Genomic DNA, 14,988 nt, shown 5'->3' on the forward strand with positions numbered 1-14,988 from the left:
GCTTGGCGGACCGTCGATAATGGCGGGGTGAGTGACGTAGCTTGGGGCCCCGGCATGGCAACGGCGATCGGGTCGATGCCCGGCACCGATCCGGTGGAAGCCGCGCGCACGGTCGTCGGCGAACTGCCCGGCCTGATGCCCTTCCCCGAGTTGCCGGGTCGCGGCGTTGGCGCCGACGTCCTGGGCCGCACCGCCGGACTGCTGGTGGCCCTCGCCGTCGAAGTGGTGCCTTCCGGCTATCGGGTCGCCTCCCGGCCCGGCCACGATCACCGGCGCGCCGTCGACCTGCTTCGCTGGGACTTGGACGCCGTGGAGCAGGCGATCGCCGAAGCCGGCGCGCCGCGAGCGGTGAAGGTGCAGGCGGCCGGCCCGTGGACGCTGTCGGCCGGGATCGAACTGCATCGCGGCCACCGGGTGCTGACCGACCAGGGCGCCCTGCGGGACTTCACCGAATCGCTGACCGAAGGTCTGATCGCGCACGCCGAACAGGTCGCCGCCCGCAGCGGCTCACGAGTCGTCGTGCAGCTCGACGAACCCTCGCTGCCCGCCGTGCTGGCCGGTTCGCTGCCCACGCCCTCGGGCTACGGCAAGGTGCCCGCAGTGCCGGAACCGGACGCGCAGCGGCTGCTGTCCGAGGTGATCGAGAGGCTAACGGCCGCGACCGGCTCGCCGGTCGTGGTGCACTGCTGCGCCGCCCGCCCGCCGGTCGCGTTGCTGCGCCGCGCGGGCGCCGGGGCGATCGCGTTGGACGCCACCCGGCTCGGCAACGTGTCCGGTTCGTTCGCAGACGAGCTCGGTGAGGCATGGGAAGAGGGCACGTCGTTGTTCCTCGGCCTAGTCCCCAGCACCGAACCGGCAGGCGAAACCGGCCCGCGCCACCTTGCCCGGCCGGCCTACGATCTGGCGTCCCGACTCGGCTTCGCCCGCCGGGCGCTGGCCGAACGCAGCGTGCCCACCCCGACCTGCGGCCTCGCGCGGGCGACCCCGGCTTGGTCCCGTCGCGCGATCAGCCTCACCCGAGACCTCGCCAACCTCTTCGCCGACGAAGCCGACCGGTAGCGAACCGGCCTCCGCGCCGTGATCGATCGGCTACCGTGAGGAAGATCGAGAACCCGAGCTGCGGAAGGTTGGCGAGATGGCCCGCTGGCTGGTCGGTTTCGACCTCCCCGAGGACACGCCGGAGCGGCTGGAGCACCTGACGCAGCTGCTGCTCACCGAACTGCGTCAGGTGGGCGGGGTCCGGGTGGACCGCCTGCGCGGCCAGGGCCCGGAGGGCGCGAAATCCGGTGCCGCGCTGGAGATCGGCCGCCTCGTGCTGAGCGGCGTGTTCTCGGCGGCCACCGCCGTGGCCTTCGCCAAGGTCATGGTCGCTCGCTTCGAGCGGGCCAAGGCCCGCCGCGTCAGCATCGAGAAGGACGGCGACAAGGTCGAGATCGACGGCCTGTCCGTCGAGGACCAGCACCTGCTGGTGGAAACCATCGCGGCGAAACTCCTCGACGGCGGTCCCCGGGAGGCCGAGCCGTCAGCCGAGCAGCAGTAGGGCCGACGACATGGCGGGGCGCCGCATCGCGCTGCTGGTCGCGACTTCGCTGTACGGCGATCCAGGGTTGCGCGGGCTCCGCGCGCCTGCCGGGGAAGCCGAGGAGCTGAAGGAGGTCCTGAGATCGCAGGGCGACTTCACCGCGGAGGTCCTGCGAAACGAGTCGAAGAGCCAGATCGAGCGGGGCATCGAGGACCTGTTCCAGCGCGCCGGGCCGGACGACCTGGTGCTGCTGTACCTGTCCTGCCACGGGATCAAGAACGATGGCGGCCAGTTGTTGTTCGCCGCCTGCAACACCGAAGGATCGGATCGAGTCCTCCGCGGTCAGTTCGGTTTTCGTCCAGCACCAGCTGCACGCGTCCCAGGCGGGCACGAAAGTCGTCCTGCTGGACTGCTGCTACAGCGGCGCCTTCTCGCACGGTTTGACGCCGAAGTCGGCCGGTGGGCAGATCGATCTGCGCCAGCTGGGCGGGCGGGGAACATACGTCATCACCGCGACCAGCGCGTTGGAGTACGCCTACGAAGGCGAGCAGCTGACCGTCACCGATCCGGCGCCGTGGGGAACGTCGAATCTCCGCAGCGGGCGCCGCAGCGGTCCGGGCGACGTAGAGGTCGCCGGACATCTGCATCTCCCGGCTGGGCGTCTGCCCCTCTCTGAAAGCAGGTTAGGGGCTTTCGCGGAACTTCCGCACGTCGGCAGGGTGGTCGGGCCGGATGAGAGCGTCGAGGTCCGGCAGGTTCGACGAGATCGACCGGAGCATCTCCGCGCGACGGGCGATGTTCCGGCGGCACGCGTTCGAATCGCTTGCCGAGTTCCGCGTCGCGCGGCGCAATCGCGACCTGCCCGGCGACGGCCCGCAGCAGGACGTGGTCCTGGTGATCGACCGTTGGGAAGCCTTCGCCGCCGAGAACCCGGCACTGGTCGACCAGGTCGAGCGGATCGCGGACAACGGCTCCAGCTTCGGCGTGCACGTTGTCGCCGCCGCGCGTTCGTGGTCGCGGATTTCCGGCGGGCTGCTGCACCACCTGCGCGACAAGATCGACCTGGCCGGAACCGCGGGGCGGCCACTGGAAGCCACGTCGACCTCCGGGGTCTTCCAGGTCGCTGCACCGAACGCGACGGACGCCGAGCCGCGGCACCAGGACATGGTGTCGATGATCGAGTCCATCGCGCAGCGAAAGCAGGACCGGCGCCCCGGCTGGAAATTCGACCTGGAACTCGATCAACATCGGGGATGCGCTGACCACCGGTTTCCTCGGAAAGCTGCGCGCTGCCGGTTGCGCGGTGGTGGTGCTCAGCGGTGATGAACGGGACGGTGAGCTCCTGCCCGGTGTGCTGTCGGCGTCTCGGCCGCCGGGGCGCGGGCGCTTTGTCTGCGGAGCGGAGACCGGCACGATCCAGGTGGCCGAGATGCCGTCGCGATGATGTGTCCTCAGTGGACGGTTTCGGTTCGCGATCGGCGCGCCGGGCATGGTGCCGATTTCGGGCAGACAGGTCTTTTTCGGAATCGGCCTTGTGGAAGTCGTTGCGCTGGTAGGAAGAATGGTGTGGGCAGTCATTGCGTCAGCGAACTCGTGCGGGCCGAGTGGATCCGGCGGAGCACCATCCAAGAGGCGGCGTGCCTGACCTTCGTGCGGGGCGACGACATCGGCCAGGTGGCGGAAGCCTTCGGCGGGGTGACCGGGTTCGGTCGGCGGCTGGACATCGACGAGTTCTGCGAAGAGGCCTTCGCCCACCAGGAAAAGCACCCCATGATCGCGCTCCGGCGGCTCGGCGACTGGATACTGGTGGTCGAGGAAAACGGCAGGCAGGGGCAGCGGCCGGAGGTGCTGCGCAGGGCCGCGCGCTTGGCCGCCGTGTCGGTGTTCTGGGATGCGAGCGCGCTCACCCGCTTTTCCCACGCGGTTCTCGGTGACGTTCGGACGTCTTTCGAAGCGGTGCTCCCGGAATTCCGGGAGGGCACCCGGCCGGACGAGCTGGAGGCCATCCGCGCCGGATTGCCCTGGTCCCAGGCCGATCCGGTGGCGCTGATGCTGGCGTTGGCCGGGCGGCTCACCGGGCTGTCGCCGAATCCGGGCTGGCTCGCGGGTGACTTCCAGACCTTCCCGGTGTCGCCGTGGCCGGATGATCTGGTCGCGGTGCCCAATCCGCTGGACGACGTCGTCGGCTATCCGCTCGAACTGGTCGCGGCGCTGCGGGCCGCCGCCGAGAGCGACCGGCGGCGGGCCGTCGCGGTGGCGGCGCGGCACGTGGTCGCCACCGCCGGCTGCCTCGACCACCCCGTCGTGCGGCGGACCCTGTCGTCGCTGACCAGCGGCTTGCCGATCGACCACGGCGCGCTCAGCGAGGTCGTCCGGGACTGGACGTGGCACAGCTTCCGGCACCGTCCGTGCAGCAAGGTCCGCAACCAGTTGCGCGCGGTGGAGGTGCTGCGGCAGGCCACCCACGATGATTTGCTGACCGCGCTGGTCAGCCTGCTGGCCGAGGCGCGGCGTGTGCGCGGCGTGGATGCCTGCGAGCTCGCCCGCATCGTCGCAGACGAGCTGGACGACCAGCGTTCGTAACCACTTCAGGGGCGCCCGCGGCAGCCGCGTAGCGGCCCGAGCGCTCGCGACCGAGTCCACGGAATCGGCCCCGAACAGCGCACCGCGCCCGGCACAATGGTGGGCATGTTCAGGTTCCTCCGTCGTCGCGAAGCCGAAGACAGCACCCGAGGCAACGCCGAGACCGCCGAACCGGTCGACGTCCGCGCCGACGCGGCCGCGCGAGCCGAGCGGTTCTGGCAGCGGTGGGACGACCTGCTGCCGGAGATCGCCTCCGCGCTCGGCGACAGCATGCCGCAGCGAATCGAGAGCCTGGTGGCCGATGCCCTCGCCGCGGTGCATCCGAACCTGACCTTCGCCATCGAGCACGGCGAGAAGGCCGTGTACGCGCTGGTCATCAGCAGTCAGGCCGACCCGGAACTGCGCCCGTACACCGACGCCTGGATGGCCGCCGCCCCGGCGGCCGACACGCTCTGGGAATACCACGACTCGGTGCCGCCGGTGCCGGATCCGACCGAGGTCACCGTGAACCTGCGGGGCGAGAAGTACCCGTTGGCCGACGTGCGGGTCGTCGCCCAGGTCGACGAGGCCGAGGGCCTGGTCGATGTCGCCGTCTACCACCCCGGCTTCAGCGGACTGGAGGAGAATGCGCGGCGGGCCCTGACCTTCCTGCCGCTGGACGCCACGCTCGGCGAACGGCTGGCGGCCGACCGGCTGGGCCGGGTGGAGACCGCGGAGCTCGAACCGGAGGGCGCGATCGGCCTGCTCGAACTCCGCGACCTGGTCCGCGAGCTCGACCGCAGCGCTTCCACGGCCGCCGAGTCGTGAACTCGGATTCAGGTTCTTGGCGGATCGGCCGCGCTTGCCGAGTCCTGCGTGCTGTTGTCGGGGTCGCTCGCTAGTCTCGGGGCGTGACCAGCAAGGACGTGGACCGGAACCTCGCCGCAATCGAGGCGGAAGCCAACGCTGAGGAGGTCGTGCCAGACGACCCCGCCGCCGCCCGCGCGGCGGAGGGCGTCGAAGACGTGCCCGCCGACGTGCGCGAGCGCTACGCGGACCTGGCCGAGGAGGTCCGCGGCCACCAGTTCCGCTACTACGTGCTGGATTCGCCGACGATCTCCGACGGCGAGTTCGACGAGCTGTTCGCCCGATTGCAGCGGATGGAAACGGAGCACCCGGCGCTGCAGGCACCGGACTCGCCGACGCAGGTCGTGGGCGGCACCTTCTCCACCGAGTTCACCCCGGTCGCGCACCTCGAACGGATGCTGAGCCTGGACAACGCGTTCAGCACCGAGGAACTGCAGGCCTGGGTGGACCGGGTGGAGCGCGAGGTGGGTGCCGACGCGCACTACCTGTGCGAGCTGAAGATCGACGGCCTCGCGATCAACCTGCTGTACCGGGACGGACGGCTGGAGCGTGCCCTGACCCGGGGCGACGGCCGCACCGGCGAGGACGTGACGCTCAACGTCCGCACGATGGGCGAGGTCCCCGAGCAGCTCACCGGCACCGACGAGTACCCGGTGCCGGCGCTGGTGGAGGTCCGCGGCGAGGTGTTCTTCCGGGTCAACGAGTTCGCCGAGCTCAACGCCAAGCTGGTCGAGGCGGGCAAGCCACCGTTTGCCAACCCGCGCAACGCCGCCGCCGGATCCCTGCGGCAGAAGGACCCGCGGGTCAGCCGCACCCGGCCGCTGCGGCTGATCTGCCACGGCCTGGGCAAGCGGGACGGCTTCGAACCGAACCGCCAGTCCGAGTCGTACGCCGCGTTGAAGGCGTGGGGCCTGCCGGTGTCCGAACACACCGTCGTCTTGTCCACTATGGACGATCTGGTGGGGCACATCGGCTACTGGGGCAAGCACCGCGACTCCGCGGCGCACGAGATCGACGGCATCGTGATCAAGGTCGACGAGGTCCCGCTGCAGCGTCGGCTCGGCACCACCTCCCGCGCGCCGCGCTGGGCCATCGCCTACAAGTACCCGCCGGAGCAGGCCACCACGACGCTGCGGGACATCCAGGTCAACGTCGGGCGCACCGGCCGGGTCACGCCGTTCGCCGTGATGGAGCCGGTCAAGGTCGCCGGATCCACGGTGTCGATGGCGACCCTGCACAACGCCGACGAGGTCCGCCGCAAGGGCGTGCTGATCGGCGACCGGGTGGTCATCCGCAAGGCCGGCGACGTGATCCCCGAGGTGCTCGGCCCGGTGGTGGACGTGCGCACCGGGGACGAGCGCGAGTTCGTCATGCCGGCCGTGTGCCCGGAGTGCGGGTGGCCGCTGTCGCAGCAGAAGGAGGGCGACGTCGACCTGCGCTGCCCGAACGCCCAGGGCTGCCCCGGACAGCGGCGCGAGCGGCTGTTCTACCTGGCGAGCCGGAAGGTGCTGGACATCGACGCGCTCGGTTACGAGGCGGCGAACGCGCTGCTGTCGGCCGGGGTGGTGGAGGACGAGGGCGACCTGTTCGACCTGGACGAGCCGAAGCTGCTCAAGACGCCGCTGTTCCGCACCAAGGAAGGCAACCTGTCGGCCAACGGCGCCAAGCTGCTCGCCAACCTGGACACGGCCAAGGAGAAGCCGCTGTGGCGGGTGCTGGTGGCGCTGTCGATCCGGCACGTCGGGCCGACCGCGGGGCAGGCGCTGGCCCGCGAGTTCGGTTCGCTGGACCGGATCGAGGCGGCATCCGAGGAGGAGCTGGCGGCCACCGACGGCGTCGGTCCCACGATCGCCGCTGCGGTGCGCGAGTGGTTCGAGGTCGATTGGCACCGCGAGCTGGTGCGTAAGTGGCGGGCCGCCGGGGTGCGGATGGCCGACGAGCGGGACGAGTCGATCCCGCGCACCCTCGAAGGCCTGTCCATCGTGGTCACCGGGACGCTGCAGACGTTCTCCCGCGACGAAGCCAAAGAGCTGATCATGGCGCGCGGCGGTCGGGCGGCCGGTTCGGTGTCGAAGAAGACCGCGTTCGTGGTGGTCGGTGACTCGCCGGGCTCGAAGTACGACAAGGCCATGCAGCTCAAGGTCCCGGTACTGGACGAGAACGGCTTCCGGGTGCTGCTCGACCAGGGCCCGGAGGCCGCCGCCGAGGCCGCGCTACCGGCCGAGGAAGCCGGGGAATGAGGGCGCGAGCCTAGGCGCCGATTTCCCCTGAGATCGCGGCTCAGCCGTCGAGGACGACCGCGACGATGCCCGCCAGGTGGGTCAGGCGGGCGAGTTCCGCCGCGCGGAACATCGGGCCGCCCGGTCGCCCGGCCAACAGCACCCGATCCGGCTTGCCGATCGGCGTCGCGGCCAGTTCGGTGCCCAGCTCCTGCCAGGTCTCCGGCACCCACGACTCGTCGCTGTCCAAGATCGTCGCCCGCGGCAACGGGAGCCACGGCAGCTCCAGGTAGCCCTCCTGCGGGGCCGAGGTGCTGGCCGCCAGCTGCTCGGCGCCGCCCGAGCGGTGGCCGAAAACGATCGCCCAACCGGATCGGATGATCTTCGGCACGCCCTCGGCGAAGATCTGCAGCCCGCGCGCCGGCTCGGCGGCGATCTCCTCGACGAGTTCCAGCTCGCGGTGCGTATCCAGCACGCCCGCGTACGGCCGGACCGCGTCGACCTCGACGCCATCGACCGACTCGGCGGCGGTGATCAGCACGTCGGGCAGCCGACCGGAGGGCAGCTCCACCACCAGGTCATCGACCGCCACGCCGTTGCTGCGCTCGACGACGTCGACGCTGAGGATGTCCGCACCGATCTCGCCGAGCGCTCGCGCCACCGACCCGAGGTTGCCCGGCCGGTCCGGTATCTGCACCCGGATGAGGAAGGACACCGGACTCAACGCCTCCAGGTTCGTGCGCGACGCCTCGCCGGCCGCGCCGTTCGCCAGCGGTTGAAATTGTGTCAGACGCGACGCGGCGACGGTGCCCCTGGCGTCCATGCAGTGGAAAGACCTGCGGTTTCCCGACGTGCCCTCGCCGATTTCCATGGAAATCGGCGCGTTGATCCCGGCGTTGCGCCCCCTCCCGGGCCGGGTCCGGGCCCGCCATAGACTGGGGAGTACCCGTGAAACCGGACATGACCAGGGAGCCTTCGCAGTGTCCAAGATCTCCCGCGACGAGGTCGCGCACCTCGCCGGCCTGGCGCGGCTGGCCGTCACCGAGGCCGAGCTCGACATCTTCGCCGGCCAGCTCGACCAGATCCTCGATGCGGTGGCAAAGGTGGGCGAGGTCGCTGCGGACGACATCCCGCCGACCTCCCACGCCGTGCCGGTGACCAACGTTTTCCGCGATGACGAGGTGCGGCCGGGGCTGTCGCGCGAGCAGGCGCTCGCCGCGGCGCCCGCCGCCGAAGAAGACCGGTTCCGCGTGCCGCGGATTCTCACCGAGGAGGCCTGATGAGCCACACTTTCGCCCCGGCTCGTCGGGGCCGACCGGGTGCGGGTGTCCCGCAAAACACTGAGGAGGCCTGATGAGCCACACTTTCGCCCCGGCTCGTCGGGGCCGACCGGGTGCGGGTGTCCCGCAAAACACTGAGGAGGCCTGATGAGCCACACTTTCTCGCCGGCTCGTCGGGGCCGACCGGGTGCGGGTGTCCCGCAAAACACTGAGGAGGCCTGATGACGTCGACCGCATCCGGCGGCAGCCTGACCGGGCTGACCGCATCCGAGCTCGCCGCCAAGCTGCAGGCGGGCGAGGTCACGTCGGTCGAGGTGACGCAGGCGCACTTGGACCGGATCGCCGCCGTGGACCCGGCGGTGCACGCCTTCCTGCACGTCGACGCCGACGGCGCGCTGGCCGCCGCGCGGCAGGCCGACGAGGACCGCGCCGCCGGGAACGCGGCGTCGCCGCTGACCGGCGTGCCGCTGGCCCTCAAGGACGTGCTGGCCACCACCGACATGCCCACGACCTGCGGCTCCAAGATGCTGGAGGGCTGGGTTCCGCCGTACGACTCGACCGTGACGCGCCGCCTGCGTGAGGCGGGCGTGGTCATCCTCGGCAAGACGAACATGGACGAGTTCGCGATGGGCTCGTCGACCGAGAACTCGGCGTACGGCCCGACCCGCAACCCGTGGGACCTGGACCGGATCCCCGGCGGCTCCGGCGGCGGGTCGTCGGCGGCGCTGGCCGCGTTCGAGGCACCGCTGGCGATCGGCACGGACACCGGCGGCTCGATCCGCCAGCCCGGCTCGGTGACCGGCACGGTCGGCGTCAAGCCCACCTACGGCGGGGTCTCCCGTTACGGCCTCGTCGCGTTCTCCTCGTCGCTGGATCAGCCCGGCCCGTGTGCACGCACGGTGCTGGACGCCGCGCTGCTGCACGAGGTGATCGCCGGGCACGACCCGATGGACTCCACCTCGATCAACCAGCCGGTGCCGCAGGTCGTCACCGCCGCCGAGCAGGGCGCTTCGGGTGGCCTCCAGGGCGTGCGCGTCGGCGTGGTCCGCGAGTTTTCCGGCGACGGCTACCAGCCGGGCGTGCAGCGCGCTTTCGACGCCGCCGTCCAGCAGCTGTCCGCCCTGGGGGCGGAGGTCATCGAGGTCTCCTGCCCGCACTTCGACTACGCGCTGCCAGCGTACTACCTGATCGCGCCGAGCGAGTGCTCGTCGAACCTCGCCCGCTTCGACGCGATGCGCTACGGACTGCGCGTGGGTGACGACGGCGCGCGCAGCTCCGAGGAAGTCATGTCGCTGACCCGCGAGGCCGGTTTCGGGCCCGAGGTCAAGCGCCGCATCATGCTTGGCACCTACGCGCTTTCGTCGGGCTACTACGACGCCTACTACGGCCAGGCGCAGAAGGTGCGGACGCTGATCACCCGCGACTTCACCGCCGCGTTCGAGAAGGTCGACGTGCTGGTGTCGCCGACCACGCCGACCACGGCGTTCAAGATCGGCGAGCGGGTCGACGACCCGATGGCGATGTATCTCGCCGACCTGTGCACCATCCCGTCCAACCTGGCCGGCAACGCCGCCATGAGCGTTCCCTGCGGACTGTCCGATGAGGACGGTCTGCCGGTCGGGTTGCAGATCATGGCCCCGGCGATGGCCGACGAATGGCTCTACCGGGTCGGCGCCGCCTACGAGGCGGCGCGCAACGCGAGCCAGGACGGCCCGCTCATCAATCGTGTTCCGCAGCTGGAGGTCGCGTGATGAACCCGAAGATCAAAGCAGCGTTCCAGCTCGCCTCCGTGCTCTCGGGCGCACTTGGGCTGCGGGCGAGCTTCCGCGAGGCGCGGCACAAGAACGACAAGCTCGCGCTGGCGGACGCGATCATCACCGCCCTCGGGCTGATCACCGGCACCGCGCTGGCCGTGCGGGCCCTGCGCAAGGGGGAGGACGACAAGTGACCGCCGTCGCCGAGATCATGGATTACGACGAGGTCCTCGCGCGGTTCGACCCGGTGCTCGGGCTCGAAGTGCACGTCGAGCTCTCCACCAGGACCAAGATGTTCTGCGGCTGCGCCAACGCCTTCGGCGCGGAGCCGAACACCCTGGTCTGCCCGGTGTGCCTGGGCCTGCCGGGCTCGTTGCCGGTGGTCAACGGCAGGGCCGTGGAGGCGGCCATCCGGATCGGGCTGGCGCTGAACTGCCGGGTCGCCGAGTGGTGTCGGTTCGCCCGGAAGAACTACTTCTACCCGGACATGCCGAAGAACTTCCAGACCTCGCAGTACGACGAGCCGATCGTCTTCGACGGTCACCTTGACGTGGTGCTGGACGACGGCGAGACCTTCCGGGTCGAGATCGAGCGGGCGCACATGGAGGAGGACACCGGCAAGTCCTTGCACGTGGGCGGCAGCACCGGGCGCATCCACGGCGCGGACTACTCGCTGCTGGACTACAACCGGGCCGGGGTGCCGCTGATCGAGATCGTCACCAAGCCGATCGTCGGCGCGGGCGCGCGGGCCCCCGAGGTGGCCCGCGCCTATGTCACGGCACTGCGGGATCTGCTGCGCGCGTTGGACGTTTCCGACGTGCGGATGGACCAGGGCTCGCTGCGCTGCGACGCGAACGTGTCGCTGATGCCGAAGGGCTCTTCGGAGTTCGGCACCCGCACCGAGACGAAGAACGTCAACTCGCTGCGCAGCGTGGAGCGCGCGGTGCGCTTCGAGATGCAGCGGCACGCCGCGGTGCTCTCCTCGGGTGGCTCGATCTTGCAGGAGACCCGGCACTTCGACGAGTCCACCGGCACCACGTCGGCGGGCCGCCGCAAGGAGACCTCCGAGGACTACCGCTACTTCCCGGAGCCCGACCTGGTGCCGATCGCGCCGTCCCGGAAGTGGGTCGAGGAGCTAGGCAAGACCCTGCCGGAGCTGCCCTGGGAACGACGCAAGCGCGCCCAGGAGCAGTGGGGGCTCTCCGACGAGGAGTTGCGCGACCTGGTCAACGCCGGGGCGCTGGAGCTGGTGGCGCAGACCGTCGACGCGGGCGCACCCGCCGGCGATGCCCGGTCCTGGTGGGTTTCGTACCTGGCGCAGCAGGCCAACACCCGCGGCGTCGAGCTCGCCGACCTGGAGATCACCCCGAAGCAGCTGGCGCGGGTGATCGAGTTGGTGGCGGAGGGCAAGCTGACCAACAAGCTGGCCCGCCAGGTCGTCGACGGGGTGCTAGCCGGTGAGGGCGAGCCGGACGACGTGGTCGCGGCCCGCGGCCTGGAGGTCGTGTCCGACGACTCGGCGCTGCAGACCGCGATCGACGAGGCGCTGGCGGCGCAGCCGGACATCGCGGACAAGATCCGCGGCGGCAAGGTGCAGGCCGCCGGTGCGATCGTCGGCGCGGTCATGAAGGCCACCAAGGGCCAGGCCGACGCGAAGCGGGTCCGCGAACTCGTCCTGGCCGCCTGCGGCCAGTAGCCGCGTTTTTCCGAGTGAAGGGCACTTTTCGCGGCTCCGCGCTGGGACCGGTCGTGACCTGTACGGATGTGGGATGGGGCACTGAGGTGCCCCACGAAACAGCCCACGAGATCATCTTCCGTGCTCGACGCGACCGCCCCACGCGGGCTAGCGTGCTCCCTTCGCGGGCGAGTACGGCGAACATGAGACACGTCGGGCACGGGTTGCCCGTGAACGACTCGACGATCTGGCCTTCGCCCTGCTCGATCCGGTCGCCACAAGGCGACACCCACAGGCCGCATCGGCGTCAGACCTAGGGCATTCGGGTTGGGCAGGTGGGGGCAGACCGGGGCTCCTGGCAGCATCATCAGCATGGCCCGCGCCCGTAACGATCGACTCCGCGCTGCCCGCGAGGCGATCCCCTCGCCACGAGTACCAGGGGAACCGTTGTCTCGTGCCGAACTCACCGAATCCGAGGGATCGCCCGTCCCGATGGCCGATCAGGAAGCGCCCGCGACGAGTGACTACCTCGACGAGATGCGGCGGACGCTCTCCCACCTCGTCGCTCTCGACGGCGTGCACGGGGGTGCCGATGTCGCCCCGATCGCCCTGCGGTGCTTCCGGCGGGCGCAACGCATCCTCGGCGAAGGCCGCTATGTTTCGGCGATCGAACGAGACCTTGAAGCGGTCACCGCCGAACTCGGCGAGCTCTCCGGATGGTTGCTGTTCGACGCCGAACGCCACGACGAGGCACGGGCGGTCAACGCTGAAGCGCTCGAACTCGCCCACATCGCAGGCGACACCTCAATGCAGTGGTTCATCCTCACAAATCAGGCACTCGCCAGCGTGCACACCGGCCGCGACCGCGAGGCACTGCGGATCTCGACCCGCATGAGCGACCGCGCCGAACTGCCGGGACGGGTCCGGGCGCTGTTCGACGTGCGCGCCGCCCGCGCCCTGGCCTCGCTCGGCGACGAGACCGAAGCCCTGTGGGTGTTCGACCGCGCCCGCTCCGCATTCACCGACGGCACCACCGGCCGCGATCCGGTCTGGTCGTGGTGGTTCGACGAACGCGAACTCGCCGGGCACGAGGGCATGGTGTATGCCAGCCTCGGCAACCACGCCAAGGCGCTCCCGCGCCTGGCGACCGCCGTCGAACGATCAGAAGGACGTGAGCACTTCCGGTGGGCGCTCTACATTCACCGGGCGAATCTGCTCCGGGCATGCCTGCGTGCCGGATCGTGGGCCGAAGCCGAACGGGTCGCCGCCGACGTGGCTTCGATGGTCGGCGAGATCGCATCGGCACGGACGGAAGGCATTCTCCGGCGGACCGTGGCGTTCCCGGAGCAACGCCCGGCGTTGCCATCCACCCTTGGCGACGCACTCGATCACATCGCACGCCGAGTCTCATAGCGTGCGCCCGATCGGCGTAGTGGTGGCTCGTCGGCTCTGCGCGTAGCCCGGCCCGCCCGGTTCGTTCAGGGAACCAAGACGGCCGGGACAAGGCGGGCGCTGGCGTCGTGTCAGTCGCCCGCCCGCCTTTCGCCCGTTGGGTTCGTGGTTACTCCACTGTGGACTTCTGGGTCGGGTGGTGGTCGGCGTCGTTGCGGATCTTCGCCGGTTCCGGTCGGGAAGGCTCGTGGGTGAAAATCCCCGTTCTTGCCGGAAAGCCCACCTACCAGTGCAAGGGGGCGACGGTCGCAGTTTGCGTGATTCGGCCGATGTAGCCGTCTGGGCGCACCAGCACCAGGGTGGCGCCGGCCACGTCGTACGCCTGCCAAGCGTCCGCAGCGGATGCGTCGATGCGGTGGACGTGTACCTCGGGGCCGGTCTTCGGTGGTTCCGCGTCGAATGCCAACAACGTCCAGTGCGGCCCCCGGAACAGGTCGAAGAGGCGGACCGGTTGGCCGTCCTGGTCGCGCACCGGCGAATCCGGCGCCCGGTCGCCCGCCCGCACGCGACCGGGTTCCAGCCGATCGTCGCGCGCCAGCGGGCCGTTGCGGTACGAGATGTCCAGCTGCTGGGTCTCCGTTCCGCGGCGATGTGCGTCCGGGTGGCCCTCGGTGTACTTGCGCAGGAGCTCCGTGCTGATGCCGAGCACCGACGCGGCCACCGGCAGCCGTTCCGCCTCGTAGCTGTCGAGCAGGTCGGATGCCCCGTCGGCGAGTTTCCAACCGAGGTTGTAGGCGTCCTGCACACCGGTGTTCAGGCCCTGCCCGCCGGTTGGCGGGTGCACGTGCGCGGCGTCCCCGGCGAGGAAGACGTGTCCCTCCCGGAAACGCCGCACCATCCGCACGTTCGGCCGCCACACCGTGGACCAGGTCAGATCGTGCAACCGGGTATCCGCGCGGCCCGAGTAGCTGTCAAGCAGCCGTTGCAGGTCGGGCAGGGTGGCGCGAGGTTCCCAGTCGTCGGGTAGCGCCGCGCTGAACTGGAACGAGTCCGTGCCGGGCAGCGGGGTGAGGGCGATGCCTCGGGCGGGGTCCTCGGCTGCGCCGAACCAGTGTGCGCAGGTGGGGTCTAGTCCGGTGGCCCGCACATCGCCGAAGAGTATCCGGATGGAATCGTCGGTCTCCCCGGCGAAATCGATGCCAAGGGCCTTGCGGACCGTGCTGCGGCCACCGTCCGCGGCGACCAAGAAATCCGTGCGCACCGTTGCGGTGTTCAACGTCGTGGTGACGCCGCGCAAATCCTGTTCGCACCCGAGGAATTCGGTACCCCACTCGACCTGGACACCGAGCCGCGCTAGCCGGTTTCGCAGGATTTCCTCGGTGCGCCACTGCGGAAGCACCCACGGGTTGGGGTGCGGGATGTCGGGCGTTGGTTCGACCAGCTCGGTCATCCGGCGCTGGCCGACGTATTCGCCGCCGATGTGCGCGCGGATTGGGACTGGTGGCGCACCGTTGCTGAGCACCTCGTCGAGCACCCCGAGATCGTCGAAGACCTCCAGGGTGCGGGGTTGCAGGCCGTCGCCCCGGGAACCGCTCGGCGGTTGCGGGGCGGCGTCCACGATGCGGCAGGCGACGCCGCGCCGGGCGAGTTCGATGCCCAGCGTCAAGCCGGTGGGGCCGGCTCCGGCGATCAGCACTCGGGTGTCCATCCGCCAACT

General features: G+C 70.4%; 14 protein-coding genes. 12 read left to right on the top strand and 2 right to left on the bottom strand.

Annotated features, from left to right (window positions below; translation table 11 throughout):
* Positions 1-27: 27 nt before the first annotated feature.
* The 7 genes from BJ970_RS14400 to ligA all read left to right on the top strand — a co-directional run bounded on the left by BJ970_RS14400 (position 28) and on the right by ligA (position 7,191).
* Complete coding sequence (locus BJ970_RS14400) at positions 28-1,059, top strand: methionine synthase (RefSeq protein WP_184726733.1); 1,032 nt, start codon at positions 28-30, stop codon at positions 1,057-1,059.
* Between the two features lie 76 nt (positions 1,060-1,135).
* Entirely contained in the window at positions 1,136-1,540 is a 405-nt protein-coding gene (locus BJ970_RS14405) for an effector-associated constant component EACC1 (RefSeq protein ID WP_184726734.1), read from the top strand.
* A gap of 10 nt (positions 1,541-1,550) precedes the next feature.
* Positions 1,551-2,198: a caspase family protein gene (locus BJ970_RS14410; protein ID WP_184726735.1), complete on the top strand. Its 648-nt coding sequence runs from the start codon at positions 1,551-1,553 to the stop codon at positions 2,196-2,198.
* Positions 2,199-2,254: 56 nt separating this feature from the next.
* A complete protein-coding gene (locus BJ970_RS14415; protein WP_184726736.1) occupies positions 2,255-2,845 on the top strand; it encodes an FtsK/SpoIIIE domain-containing protein in 591 nt (196 codons plus the stop codon).
* Between the two features lie 243 nt (positions 2,846-3,088).
* Entirely contained in the window at positions 3,089-4,105 is a 1,017-nt protein-coding gene (locus BJ970_RS14420) for a DUF6461 domain-containing protein (RefSeq protein WP_184726737.1), read from the top strand.
* A 105-nt stretch (positions 4,106-4,210) separates the two neighbouring features.
* Positions 4,211-4,912, top strand: coding sequence for a hypothetical protein (locus BJ970_RS14425; protein ID WP_184726738.1), 702 nt, complete (start codon positions 4,211-4,213; stop codon positions 4,910-4,912).
* A 119-nt stretch (positions 4,913-5,031) separates the two neighbouring features.
* Positions 5,032-7,191, top strand: coding sequence for an NAD-dependent DNA ligase LigA (gene ligA, locus BJ970_RS14430; protein ID WP_184729100.1), 2,160 nt, complete (start codon positions 5,032-5,034; stop codon positions 7,189-7,191).
* Positions 7,192-7,231: 40 nt separating this feature from the next.
* Here ligA and BJ970_RS14435 read toward each other — a convergent pair whose 3' ends face one another.
* Positions 7,232-7,885: an ACT domain-containing protein gene (locus BJ970_RS14435; RefSeq protein WP_184729101.1), complete on the bottom strand. Its 654-nt coding sequence runs from the start codon at positions 7,883-7,885 to the stop codon at positions 7,232-7,234.
* Positions 7,886-8,150: 265 nt separating this feature from the next.
* Between BJ970_RS14435 and gatC the strand changes: the two genes are divergently transcribed.
* From gatC to BJ970_RS14460, 5 genes are all read left to right on the top strand, one after another.
* The gene (gene gatC / locus BJ970_RS14440) at positions 8,151-8,450 is read left to right on the top strand and encodes an Asp-tRNA(Asn)/Glu-tRNA(Gln) amidotransferase subunit GatC (protein ID WP_184729102.1); all 300 of its coding nucleotides are present in this window, start codon (positions 8,151-8,153) and stop codon (positions 8,448-8,450) included.
* A 221-nt stretch (positions 8,451-8,671) separates the two neighbouring features.
* On the top strand, positions 8,672-10,201 hold the full coding sequence (gene gatA / locus BJ970_RS14445) for an Asp-tRNA(Asn)/Glu-tRNA(Gln) amidotransferase subunit GatA (protein ID WP_184726739.1): 1,530 nt from the start codon (positions 8,672-8,674) through the stop codon (positions 10,199-10,201).
* Complete coding sequence (locus BJ970_RS14450) at positions 10,201-10,398, top strand: hypothetical protein (RefSeq protein ID WP_184726740.1); 198 nt, start codon at positions 10,201-10,203, stop codon at positions 10,396-10,398. Before gatA ends, BJ970_RS14450 begins: the two co-directional genes overlap by 1 nt.
* Positions 10,395-11,900 carry an Asp-tRNA(Asn)/Glu-tRNA(Gln) amidotransferase subunit GatB gene (gene gatB, locus BJ970_RS14455; protein ID WP_184726741.1) on the top strand — a complete coding sequence of 502 codons (1,506 nt, stop codon included), beginning with the start codon at positions 10,395-10,397 and terminating at the stop codon, positions 11,898-11,900. Before BJ970_RS14450 ends, gatB begins: the two co-directional genes overlap by 4 nt.
* A 279-nt stretch (positions 11,901-12,179) precedes the next feature.
* Complete coding sequence (locus BJ970_RS14460; protein WP_512700296.1) at positions 12,180-13,292, top strand: NsdA family TPR-like regulatory protein; 1,113 nt, start codon at positions 12,180-12,182, stop codon at positions 13,290-13,292.
* A gap of 262 nt (positions 13,293-13,554) precedes the next feature.
* Here BJ970_RS14460 and BJ970_RS14465 read toward each other — a convergent pair whose 3' ends face one another.
* On the bottom strand, positions 13,555-14,979 hold the full coding sequence (locus BJ970_RS14465; RefSeq protein WP_184726743.1) for an FAD-dependent monooxygenase: 1,425 nt from the start codon (positions 14,977-14,979) through the stop codon (positions 13,555-13,557).
* Between the last annotated feature and the right edge of the window lie 9 nt (positions 14,980-14,988).

Origin of the sequence: Saccharopolyspora phatthalungensis (genome assembly GCF_014203395.1) — a bacterium.
In the GTDB taxonomy this organism is placed as follows: Bacteria; Actinomycetota; Actinomycetes; order Mycobacteriales; family Pseudonocardiaceae; genus Saccharopolyspora; species Saccharopolyspora phatthalungensis.

What these genes read in the sequence shown, in the direction of transcription:
- BJ970_RS14450 (WP_184726740.1), top strand. Translation starts at nt 10,201, where the DNA reads ATGAACCCGAAGATCAAAGCAGCGTTCCAGCTCGCCTCCGTGCTCTCG.
- BJ970_RS14410 (WP_184726735.1), top strand. Translation starts at nt 1,551, where the DNA reads ATGGCGGGGCGCCGCATCGCGCTGCTGGTCGCGACTTCGCTGTACGGC.
- BJ970_RS14415 (WP_184726736.1), top strand. Translation starts at nt 2,255, where the DNA reads ATGAGAGCGTCGAGGTCCGGCAGGTTCGACGAGATCGACCGGAGCATC.
- gatA (WP_184726739.1), top strand. Translation starts at nt 8,672, where the DNA reads ATGACGTCGACCGCATCCGGCGGCAGCCTGACCGGGCTGACCGCATCC.
- BJ970_RS14465 (WP_184726743.1), bottom strand. Translation starts at nt 14,979, where the DNA reads ATGGACACCCGAGTGCTGATCGCCGGAGCCGGCCCCACCGGCTTGACG.
- BJ970_RS14425 (WP_184726738.1), top strand. Translation starts at nt 4,211, where the DNA reads ATGTTCAGGTTCCTCCGTCGTCGCGAAGCCGAAGACAGCACCCGAGGC.
- BJ970_RS14405 (WP_184726734.1), top strand. Translation starts at nt 1,136, where the DNA reads ATGGCCCGCTGGCTGGTCGGTTTCGACCTCCCCGAGGACACGCCGGAG.